At 64.6% G+C, this 10,438-nt stretch carries 10 protein-coding genes; 3 read left to right on the top strand and 7 right to left on the bottom strand.

The genetic code is table 11. From position 1 onward, the window contains the following. Positions 1-210: 210 nt before the first annotated feature. Entirely contained in the window at positions 211-1,047 is an 837-nt protein-coding gene (locus tag OG716_RS03595) for an SAM-dependent methyltransferase (protein ID WP_405136256.1), read from the bottom strand. 948 nt (positions 1,048-1,995) lie between these two features. On the opposite strand from OG716_RS03595, the gene OG716_RS03590 reads away from it, so the two are divergent. Both OG716_RS03590 and OG716_RS03585 read left to right on the top strand, forming a co-directional pair. Next, positions 1,996-2,961: a helix-turn-helix domain-containing protein gene (locus tag OG716_RS03590; RefSeq protein ID WP_405136255.1), complete on the top strand. Its 966-nt coding sequence runs from the start codon at positions 1,996-1,998 to the stop codon at positions 2,959-2,961. Continuing rightward, on the top strand, positions 2,958-3,149 hold the full coding sequence (locus OG716_RS03585) for a DUF397 domain-containing protein (protein WP_405136254.1): 192 nt from the start codon (positions 2,958-2,960) through the stop codon (positions 3,147-3,149). Before OG716_RS03590 ends, OG716_RS03585 begins: the two co-directional genes overlap by 4 nt. 181 nt (positions 3,150-3,330) lie before the next feature. On the opposite strand, the gene OG716_RS03580 is transcribed toward OG716_RS03585, so the two are convergent. The 3 genes from OG716_RS03580 to OG716_RS03570 all read right to left on the bottom strand — a co-directional run bounded on the left by OG716_RS03580 (position 3,331) and on the right by OG716_RS03570 (position 5,057). Continuing rightward, on the bottom strand, positions 3,331-3,735 hold the full coding sequence (locus tag OG716_RS03580; RefSeq protein WP_405136253.1) for a hypothetical protein: 405 nt from the start codon (positions 3,733-3,735) through the stop codon (positions 3,331-3,333). Positions 3,736-3,777: 42 nt separating this feature from the next. Next, positions 3,778-4,584 carry a HEAT repeat domain-containing protein gene (locus OG716_RS03575; RefSeq protein ID WP_405136252.1) on the bottom strand — a complete coding sequence of 269 codons (807 nt, stop codon included), beginning with the start codon at positions 4,582-4,584 and terminating at the stop codon, positions 3,778-3,780. A gap of 167 nt (positions 4,585-4,751) precedes the next feature. Continuing rightward, a complete protein-coding gene (locus OG716_RS03570; RefSeq protein ID WP_405136251.1) occupies positions 4,752-5,057 on the bottom strand; it encodes a hypothetical protein in 306 nt (101 codons plus the stop codon). Between the two features lie 247 nt (positions 5,058-5,304). On the opposite strand from OG716_RS03570, the gene OG716_RS03565 reads away from it, so the two are divergent. Further along, a complete protein-coding gene (locus tag OG716_RS03565; RefSeq protein ID WP_405139501.1) occupies positions 5,305-6,495 on the top strand; it encodes an Ig-like domain-containing protein in 1,191 nt (396 codons plus the stop codon). Positions 6,496-6,848: 353 nt separating this feature from the next. On the opposite strand, the gene OG716_RS03560 is transcribed toward OG716_RS03565, so the two are convergent. From OG716_RS03560 to OG716_RS03550, 3 genes are all read right to left on the bottom strand, one after another. Continuing rightward, entirely contained in the window at positions 6,849-7,385 is a 537-nt protein-coding gene (locus OG716_RS03560; protein WP_405136250.1) for a DUF779 domain-containing protein, read from the bottom strand. Continuing rightward, a complete protein-coding gene (gene adh / locus OG716_RS03555; protein WP_355126394.1) occupies positions 7,385-8,908 on the bottom strand; it encodes an aldehyde dehydrogenase in 1,524 nt (507 codons plus the stop codon). Before adh ends, OG716_RS03560 begins: the two co-directional genes overlap by 1 nt. Before the next feature lie 94 nt (positions 8,909-9,002). Further along, the gene (locus OG716_RS03550) at positions 9,003-10,232 is read right to left on the bottom strand and encodes a transcriptional regulator (protein WP_405139499.1); all 1,230 of its coding nucleotides are present in this window, start codon (positions 10,230-10,232) and stop codon (positions 9,003-9,005) included. Between the last annotated feature and the right edge of the window lie 206 nt (positions 10,233-10,438).

The raw sequence follows: 10,438 nt of genomic DNA, 5'->3' as shown, positions 1-10,438 counted from the left end.
TGCGTTCGGCCGGAGTCGGATGAATGCTGCCCATTGATCTTCGGACGTGCCGCGCCGGCCGTTCCGAACAGCGCGACACGCGTCACTCGATTCGTCGATCGCATGTCGTGACGATGGGCGCGACGATATACGACGAGTCGTAGTATTCGCTGCCGCACGAGGAGCGACGATTAACCACAACTCGGGAAGCTGACGAAACCCCCGTCAGCGCTACGGTTTGCGGCCGACGCCGCCGACTATGCAGTGGCGCACCGCGCTGAGCATGCGCAGCCGCGGGCCGTCCTGCCACCAGTCGTCGCACAACACCAATCCGGGTTCGATCATCTCCAGATCGCCGAACATGGCCTGGATTTCGGGGCGGGTGCGGAAGCGGCCGCTGCCCATCGGGCTATGGATGAACTTGTCCTCCATCTTCGCGGCCAGTTCGCTGAGCTCGGGCTCCTCCGGATCGTGTGGGTCGAAGAAATGCGAGATCGCCACGAACGATCCGGACGGGAGTGCGTCGATGTAGGTCTGCATCAGCGCGGCCGAGTCCTCGCCGAGGTAGTGGTGCAGCGTCCCTATCTGCAGCAGGGCGATCGGCCGGGTGAAATCCAAGCTCTCGAGAACTGAGGCGTCTTTGAGTACTTCCAGCGGCTGGAAGATGTCGCAGGTGGAGATCGTGGCCCTGTTGTTCTCGGCCAGCAAAGCCCGGCCGTGCGCGAGAACCATCGGATCGTTGTCCACGTACACCACACGAGCGTCGGGGTTGACGCGTTGCACCACCTGATGGGTGTTCTCGGCCGTCGGCAGCCCGGACCCGAGGTCGAGGAACTGATCGATTCCCGCGTTGCGAACCAGGAAGCGGCACACCCGGATCAGAAAGTCACGGTTGGCCCAGGCCAAGTCGGTGGCCTGCGGTGCGACGGTCTGCACACGGGCGAGCACTTCACGGTCGACCTCGAAGTTGTCCTTCCCGTTGAGGAACGCATCGTAAACCCGCGCGATGCTGGCACGGGTGGTGTCCACCCCCACCGGCGCCGAGCTCGGGTAGTCGGACTCGGTCATCACAGACTCCTGAGTGTGTTGTGTCCAGATCGCCACAAGTATGCGACACGGAGGCGGCAAATATCGCGCGAATGCGTTGATCACCAATAACTTTGAATACGCGCCGGGGTACGGAGAGCGTGTCCTCTCTGGCGGAAGCCCGATCTCAGGAGGCAGATTGCGGGCGGGCATACAGCCCGGCGCGCATCAACGCTTCGGCGAGAACCAGCCCGCGTCGATCAACTGCTGTGCCAAGACCTCTGCCTGGCGAATGCCCGCCCGGAACGCCAGCGGCCAGCTCGCGAGTACGTCCGGATTGGACATAAATGCGTTGCAGATGTCGATCGTGTCGCAGTCGGGGCCGAACAGATCCGAAGAGCGCCTAGCGCGGTAGTTCCGGACCATCAGTGAGGTGAAATATCGCCGACCAGGAACCAGCGGCGGAGCCTTCTCGCTGTTTGCCGCCGTCAGTTCCTGGTGGAGGAGTCGTCGAGTGGGGTCTGGTTGTGGGCCTTGTCGGGTCGCCACCATCAGAGGCCACTCGTGAGTTGGGTGACTTGGCGTTGATCGCGCGGGAGTTTCAGCTATGCCGCTCGGTGTTGGCCTCGGTGCCATCGTCCCGCTCCCCCGCCGGCGCGGACGGCGAGGTGTTCACCGGTTCCGAGGAGCGGGAGCAGAAGAGAGCGGGCATCACCACCGGGGTGGGCGTCGCGGTAGAAACCCCATGCGGCCCAGGCGATGACGGCGAGGCAGAGTCCGAGTATCGATAACAGCGCCCATGTGTCCCAAGGCATTACGGCATCCCTTCAATGCTCATAGCTGATTCTTGGTTCCGATGACCTTGCGGCGGCTGCGCGCTGTCGTCGCCTGGCTTCATTTCTCAGTAGACACCGGAAATGAGTCCCGAAACGAGTACACGGTGGACTGACCACGAAATAAGATGAGGTGTCCACGGTGCACACTTCTGCCATGGACACGGCGATCGTCGACATAGCCGCAGTGGACATTTCCCCAGATAGCGAGGCTGAAGAAATGGCTGGATTGGCCGCCTCTCGCATAGCTTTCGGGTCCTACATCCGCGAGATTCGCGTGCAGGGCAAGAAGACGCCACTCGCCGCCGGGCTACGCATCGAGACCTCCCGGCAGACGATCATGCGCCTGGAGAACGGCCTGCCGACCAAGGTGAGCACGGTCGAGCTGGAGCGGCTGCTAGATTTCTACACGGCAACCTCAGAGAGCCGCGAGGAGGCGCTGCGGCTCTGGCGCGAAGTCCGCAGCGAGGAGAAAGTCGCTCAGCAGCAAGGGGATTCACGCGGCTTCTGGCAGCCCTACACCGATCAGGTGTTTTCACATTTCCCGCGCTACCTGCGGCTGGAAAGCGCCGCGAATCAGGTCACCACACACCAACTCGTACTCGTGCACGGTCTGCTCCAAACTCCGGACTACCGTCGCGCGGTCGTTCGCATCGATGGCGGTCCAGGGTTGTCCGCGGTCGATGTCGAACGTCGTGTCGAACTCGCTGTGCGACGGCAGGGCAGGCTCGACGACCCCGACTTCCGATTGAACTTCCTGATGTCGGAGGCGGTGCTGCGGCACCAGCCGGGCGAACCGGAGGTCATGGCCGCACAGATGCGGTGGTTGGTCGAGATGGGCCGGAAGGACAATGTCAGCATCAGGGTCATTCCCTTCGGCTCGAAAGGGCATCGGGGGCTGACCATTCAATCGTTCACGCTGCTCCAGTTCCCGCGCCTGAGCACCAATGTGACGGAGTCGCCGGTGGTTTACATCGAAGGCGCCATCGGCGGGCTGTATCACGGGAGGGCCGACGTAGTGCAGGGTTATCGCGAAGGAGTCACAGCGTTGGAAGCGGTAGCGTTGGATGAAGCCGACACGACAGACGTCTTGCTGAAGATTGCGAAGGAGTACGCGGCGTGAGCAGACCGCCAATCCACAAGTGGTTCAAGTCAAGTCGTTCCGAGACCGGACAGCAATGCGTAGAGGTCTACCTCGGCGACGGGGTGGTGGGAGTTCGCGACACCAAGGACCATGGCCGCGGCCCGGAACTGTGGTTCCCCGGGGAACTCTGGGACGAATTCATCGCCAGCGGTATCTGGAAGCGCTGAACTGATCTCCCGCCGTTGTCCGGTCGCAAAGGTTGGCGTTATCGGCTGGGCCGTCCCGCGACGGCGTTGTAGAGACTATTGCGCAGCCGGTCGAACCAGCGCACTTCCCTTTCGCGCCGCTCCGCTCTGGGCCCGTTCGCGATACCCGGCCGGGTATCGCGAACGGGCCCAGGGTGATTGGTCAGGCGGGAAGGTCGGCGAGGATCCTGTGGAGGGTGTCGGCGAAGGGGCCGGGCTGATCCAGCATTACGAAATGCTTGGACGGTTGTATCGGCACGACGGTGACGTGGGGTGCGGCACCGAGCAGTTTCCTGTAGTAGGAAACCTTGTCCTCGGCGGTGCTGCCCGGGCGGTCGGACGGGGCGTAGTACGGGGCGATTTCCCAGATCGGGATCGTTGCCGCAGCCAGTTCGGCTCGGTTGTCGCTGAGCAGGTCCTCGCGCAGATATGCGGCGGCCGTGGTGAAGTCGCTGCGGGCCATCGGCGGAGCGTATCGATCGGCGAGTGCCGGATCGATGACTCCGGTGCTGCGCATGTAGTTCCGCGCGTACGCGAGCTTCGCTTCGGGGGTTTGTACCGTTCGCATGGTCGCGGCGATGGCGTCGGCGCTCTGAGTTCGCTGCTGTGCCTAACTGGCCGCGCGGGCTGCGATTGCGGCTTGGATTCGGCGTAGGGTGCGGAGGCCTTTTTTCGCGGCGACGCTGACCATGCCGTCGAAGACTGTTGAGCCTCGGTCGTGGGCCATGAGCCGTTCCAGGGTCGGCACCGCACGGTCGTCGCCGGTTGAACCGAGGGCGACTGCCGCCCAGTAGCGCTGGTCCGGGTCGTCACCGGCGGCCGCTTGGCACAGCCTCGGGATGACGGCGGGGGTGAAAGTGGCCAGTGCACTGGAGATATAGCCGATGCGGTAGTAGCGGCGGTTGTCGAATTCGTCCCATAGGGCGGCGAGGGCCGCCTCGCCGCCGATCATGCCGAGGGATTCGGCGGTGCGTTCGCGCATGCCTGCGATCGAGTCTCGCAGCCCGGGAATGAGTGCGGGGACGACGGATTCGTCGCCGAGAGTGCCCAGGGCGATCACCGCTTGCTCGCGAGCGATCTCCTGCGGGTGGTCCAGCATCGCGACCAAGCCGGGAACCGCGTCGTGGAAGCCGAGCGCCGCGCAGCCCATCGCCGCCCAGGCCTGGCAGTTGTACCGAGTGTCGGCGAGAGACTCGAGCAGCGGCGCCTTCAGACTGTTGTCGCCGAAGACTTCCGCCCGGTTCAGCGCCAGGCTGTAAAGCGCCAGGTGGTAATCGCGATAGTCGCGCACCAGCGCGCGCAGTACTTCCTTGGCGGATGCGTCGCCCTCAGCAGCCCGCGCGAGCAGGAGCCGCAGATTTTCCTTGCGGGTCTCGAGATCGCCGTCTTTGAGGAGTCGTGCATCAGCTGGGTTCACCGCCCAACGGTACCTGGCGGTGATCAGGTCCCCCCGGCCACGCTTCGGGCCGTCAGTGCCGCCCGAAATGTCGCATACCTGACCCGCGCGGATCCTGCTGCCATCCGCCCGGTATCTCAGCTCGCGTGCTGCGCTGAAACCACTGCGGCCCTTGCGAAGCCGATTTCCTATCCGAGATCTCCCAGCGCGCCCATGGTTTCGCGGTAGGCGAGCAGATGTTCCAGGAATGGTTGGGTGTGGTGCTCGCGCAGGCGCCGCAGCGAGCCGGTGTCGGTCATGAGGTCGGGGGTCGGGGACAGCTCCAGCTCGTCGAACAGAATCACCTGGAGTTCGAGCTCGGAGTAGAGGTCGACGTCTCTGCCGATGACAGCGCATGCTGCGCGGTGGTGGGAAGCCGCCTCGTTCAGCAACTGCTGACGGCCGGCCTGTGGTGTCGAGATCAGAGCCGATGGACCGCAAACGGGTTCGCTCATGCCCTTCATCAATACTCCGCATCCCCCTCGAAAAGGCAGCGACACGCACGACGTCTCCGCCCGGACTCGATCACGACGATCGACTCCGAGGGCCATTACCGGGCTGTGACCAGCAGAAACGGCAGACGGGCCGAAACCTCATGTGGTAGCCGGACAGACTGTGGCCTACCGTGATTGGGGTCGGCATCTGCCGGTTGAGGATTGTTCGCGAATTTCGGCGGCGTACAAGGTGGAGACGATGAAGGACATGCGCGGGCGCAGATCACTGGTAGTGATGTCGACTGCATTGGCGGCGGTCGCCATACTTATCGGCGCGTGCAGCAGCTCCAACTCGAGCACGTCCACCCCGACGGGGTCCGCGATCACGGCCCCGGCGAAGGTCGATGTCCCCGCGGCCGATCACGGCCCGGTCAACCCGTCCGCACCGATCGTGGTGAATGCGACCGATGGACTGCTGATCAGCGTGACCGTCACCAATACCGCCGATGGCAAGGCCATCGCCGGTGATCTCGCGCAGGACCGGCGGAGCTGGACATCGAAGGACCCGCTCGGATACGGCACGAGTTACCTCGTGACAACGAAGGCCGCCAATAGCGTCGATGTGACGAGCGACAGCACGGCGACGGTCACCACCATCACTCCCGCGAAAACGGCCTACGCCAACGTCGTTCCGGCGCCCGATGTGGTGAGCAATACCGGGATCGGTGTCGGCCAGCCGATGGTGTTCCAGTTCACCCACGCCGTCGCCAATAAGGCTGAGGTGCAAAAACATCTGAAGGTGACCGTCACTCCCGACCAGCCGGGCGCCTGGTACTGGGTCGACGACAAGGACGTGCACTACCGCGGCGCCAACTACTGGCAGCCGGGCACCAAGATCCATATCGAGGCCGATGTCCTCGGGGTCGACCTGGGTGATGGCGTATTCGGTGCGGAAAACAACAGCGCGGACTACACCGTCCATGACGCGTGGGTCGCCAAGGCCGACGGAAATACCGAGCAGCTGACCATCTTCGACAACGGCCAGCAGGTGAATCAGATGCCGATGAGCCTCGGCTCCCCCGGCTTCCCCTCACACGAGGGCCCGCACGTCATCTCCGACAAACAGCCCTCGATCGTCATGGATTCCTGCACCTACGGCGTCTGCGCAGGTCAGTCCGGCTACTACAAGGAGACCGTGGCCCTGGACGAGCGGATCTCCAACGACGGCGAATTCGTCCACTCCGCCCCCTGGTCGGTCGGCCAGCAGGGCAGTAGCAATGTCTCGCACGGCTGTGTCAATCTCGCGCCCGCCAATGCCCAGTGGTTCTTCGACCACTTCGGCATCGGCGATGTCGTGGAGATCACCAACTCCGGCGGCCCGACACTTCCGGTGTGGGACACGTACGGTGACTGGGAAGTCCCGTGGCAGCAGTGGCAAGCAGGCAACGCGGGCAGCTGAACGCCCTGCCGTTCCACTTCAACACCATCGGGTCGGCCCTGCGCCGGCCCGATTGCACGGCGTGCAATACACGTTCGAGGCCATTGCTGAGGGCGGCGGACTGTACTGGAAGTCCGTCGGGCCGATCTCGCAGTGGACCTTCGACCCGGGCGTCGACTGGCCGACCGAATCATCGCGTGATGCACTGCCGGCCTGCCACGCAGGATCGATGCAGTAGCCGGAGTTCCAGCACCGCCCGGCCGACCAGGCCGGGCACAGACCCTCCAGCACCATTCTGAAGTTGCGTTCCTCGCAACTATTCCTTGCTGATGTTGCGCTGCAAGTCATGGCCCGGCGGGTCAACTACGCGGGGGTCAGCGCATTTCGCGGCCGGGGATCGGACAGGCATCGGCGGCATCGGCGACGACCTGGGGTTCGGCGGAGGGCGCGGGTCGCTCGCCGCGCTCGAAGTCCGCGCCGGTGATGATCGCGACGGTGTTCAGGACATCGAGTTCAGCCGGATCGAATACCCTTCCGCGACTGAGGAATCGGAAGCCCTCCGGCGATTCCAGACTGAATCCCGAACCCCGGCCGGGGACCATGTCGAGCACCAGCTGGGTGTGCTGCCACGCGGCGAACTGCGGACCCGAAATCCAGACCTGCACAACCTCTTCCGGCCCGGGAGTGGAGTTCGCCGATTCACCGGTCCGCAAGCGCAGGTCGAGCAGTCCGAGCAGGACGTCACGATCGCCGATGATGAATTCGCCTGCGGGATAACACATGGGGGCCGAGCCGTCACAGCATCCGCCGGACTGGTGCAGCATGAGCGGTCCGTGCGTATCGCGGAGGCGACGGAGCAGATCCATCGCCGCCGCGGTGGCACGCGCCCGCCGGGGAGCGGGGGCGGGCATCAGAAGAAGCCCTGAGCCTTCCCGGCATAGCTGACCAGGAGGTTCTTGGTCTGCTGGTAGTGATCGAGCATCATGCGGTGGTTCTCGCGGCCGATACCGGACTGCTTGTAGCCACCGAACGCCGCATGCGCGGGGTACTGGTGATACGTATTGGTCCACACCCGCCCGGCCTGGATATCGCGCCCGGCCCGATAGGCCACCGCGCCGTCCCGCGACCAGACGCCCGCGCCGAGCCCGTACAGGGTGTCGTTGGCGAGCTTGATGGCATCGTCGTAGTCAGCGAACGAGGTCACCGAGACCACCGGGCCGAAGATCTCCTCCTGGAAGATCCGCATGGAGTTGCTCCCGGTGAACACGGTCGGCTGCACGTAGTAGCCGCCGGACAGGTCGCCGCCCAGGTCCACGCGCTCACCACCGGTGAGCAGGGTCGCGCCCTCGGCCTTGCCGATCTCGATGTAGGACAGGATCTTCTCGAGCTGATCATTGCTGGCCTGCGCGCCGATCATGGTCTCGGTATCGAGCGGATCCCCCTGGCGCACCGCCTTGGTACGCACCACGGCCGAGCTCAGGAACTCGTCGTAGATATCGGCCTGGATGAGCGCGCGCGAGGGACAGGTGCAGACCTCGCCCTGGTTGAGCGCGAACATGGTGAAGCCCTCGAGTGCGCTGTCCTGGAAATCATCGTTCGCGGCAAGCACATCCGAGAAGAAGATGTTCGGGCTCTTGCCGCCGAGCTCGAGCGTCACCGGAATCAGGTTCTGCGAGGCGTACTGCATGATCAGCCGGCCGGTGGTGGTCTCACCGGTGAAGGCGATCTTCTTGATGCGCGGGCTGGAGGCGAGCGGCTTACCGGCCTCGACGCCGAAACCATTGACGATATTGACCACACCGGGCGGAAGCAGATCACCGATGAGGCTCATCAGGAACAGAATCGAGGCCGGAGTCTGCTCGGCGGGCTTGAGCACCACCGCATTACCGGCGGCGAGCGCGGGCGCGAGCTTCCAGATGGCCATGAGGATCGGGAAGTTCCACGGAATGATCTGGCCGACAACGCCGAGCGGCTCGTGGAAGTGGTAGGCGACGGTGTCGGAGTTGATCTCCGACAGCGAACCCTCCTGTGCGCGAACAGCTCCCGCGAAATACCGCAGATGATCGATGGCCAGCGGGATATCCGCGGCCATGGTCTCGCGGATCGGCTTGCCATTGTCCCAAGCTTCGGCGAGCGCCACGGCTTCGAGATTGGCCTCGATGCGATCGGCGATCTTATTGAGGATGTTCGCGCGCTCGGTCACCGAGGTCTTGCCCCAGGCGGGGGCTGCGGCGTGCGCGGCATCCAGGGCGAGCTCGATGTCCTCCGCGGTGCCGCGGGCGACTTCGCAGAACGTCTGCCCCGTAACCGGAGTCGGGTTCTCGAAGTACTGACCCTTGACCGGCGCCACCCATTCGCCACCGATCCAATTGTCGTAGCGGGAGGGGTAGGACATCGCGGCGTCGGGGGTGCCGGGGCGGGCGAAGACAGTCATCGAAAGGCTCCTCGATCTGCTGACGGGTATGACAGTCAGGTGTGACCCAGGACACTACGAGCGGGCATGTTGCAGCACCGTTGCAAGAAGCTGGTCAGATGCCCAGCTTTCTATCGAGTAGTGCCAACTGCGCCTCCACCTGGGCATATACCGACGAATTACGATCCATCGAACCGAGGTACGCGGTCCATGCGGCAATATCGTCGCGCCCGTCCACACAGCTGGTCCAGCGCGCCAGCAGGCGTGGATCACCGGTCGACAGCAGGCTCGCGCGCAACCGCCCGTGCACTTCCGCGCGCAGTTCGATGATGCCCGGCGCGAGCGAACGCGGCAGCAGCGGTCCCGGATACGCCCGCATCGCGGCCGCCGCGTCACCGCGGCCCAGCGCCCGCCGCACCTCGGCGAGGTCGGTATCGAGGTCCATCAGCAGTCGATACGGCCGGGACGCCAAACCGTTCGCGCCCAGTATCTTTCGCACCCGCGACATTTCCGCGCGCACGGTCACCGGATCCAGTTCGGACTCATCGAGCAGCATGCTCAGATGGTCGGCGCTCAATCCCTCCGGATGAGCGGCCAGCAGCACCAGAATCTCGGCATGCCGCTGCGACAGGCGAATTCGCTCACCGGCAACGGTGAGCGCGGGCCGGCCCGGGCCGAGCACCTGCAATCGCGCGGTCGTGGGATCGGGGACCGTGGGCACGCCGAGCAGCTGCAGTCGCAATTCCGATTCCGCCGCCACCACCGTCGCCCGAATCAGCGCCAGAACCTCCGGCGCGGCGACCCGCGGACCGCCGGTGATATCGATCGCTCCGATGACCTTGCCGCTCGAGGGATCATGCACCGGTGCGGCCGTACAGCTGAATGCGTGCGCGGCCCGGCTGAAATGCTCCGCCCCGAAGATCTGCACATGATGATCGAGAGCCAGCGCGGTCCCCGGCGCATTGGTGCCCACCCGGTCCTCACTCCAATCCGCGCCCTCGACGAAGTTCATCCCCGCGACACGATCCTTGACCTTCGAATCACCCTCCACCCACAGCAGCCGGCCCCGCGCATCACTGATCGCGACCAGCAGTCCGGCGTCCGCCGCATCCTCGACCAGCAGTTTCCGCACCACCGGCCGAATCAGAGCCGTGGGATGTGTTGCCCGATACCGCTGCAGATCGAGCCCGGCCATTCCCACCGCGCCACCGAACCCATCCGGATCCACCCCACTGCTGCGGCTGCGCCGCCACGAATCCAGCACCACCGACCGCACCGAATCCCCACTCGGTCTTACCGAAGGCAGCCTGGCCCCCTCGATAAACGAGCTGTGCGCAAACGACATCCGCACCGCCAGCTGTGTGACGTCATCCTCGGGCCGAACGGCAACCCACGGGCTGCCCTGCGCAACAGTGCTCAATAGTCGTCCTTCACGTCCCCACCACTGTAACGCCGGTCACTCCGGCAGCACACCGCCGAAGTCCACCGCGATCCAACTCGGACAGTCGATGACTGGCAGATCCGGCCGCTATCACGGGCGAAACACCCTGG

It is taken from the genome of Nocardia sp. NBC_01388, from assembly GCF_045040085.1.
In the GTDB taxonomy this organism is placed as follows: domain Bacteria; phylum Actinomycetota; class Actinomycetes; order Mycobacteriales; family Mycobacteriaceae; genus Nocardia.
This window is presented reverse-complemented; position numbering and strand designations above follow the sequence as displayed.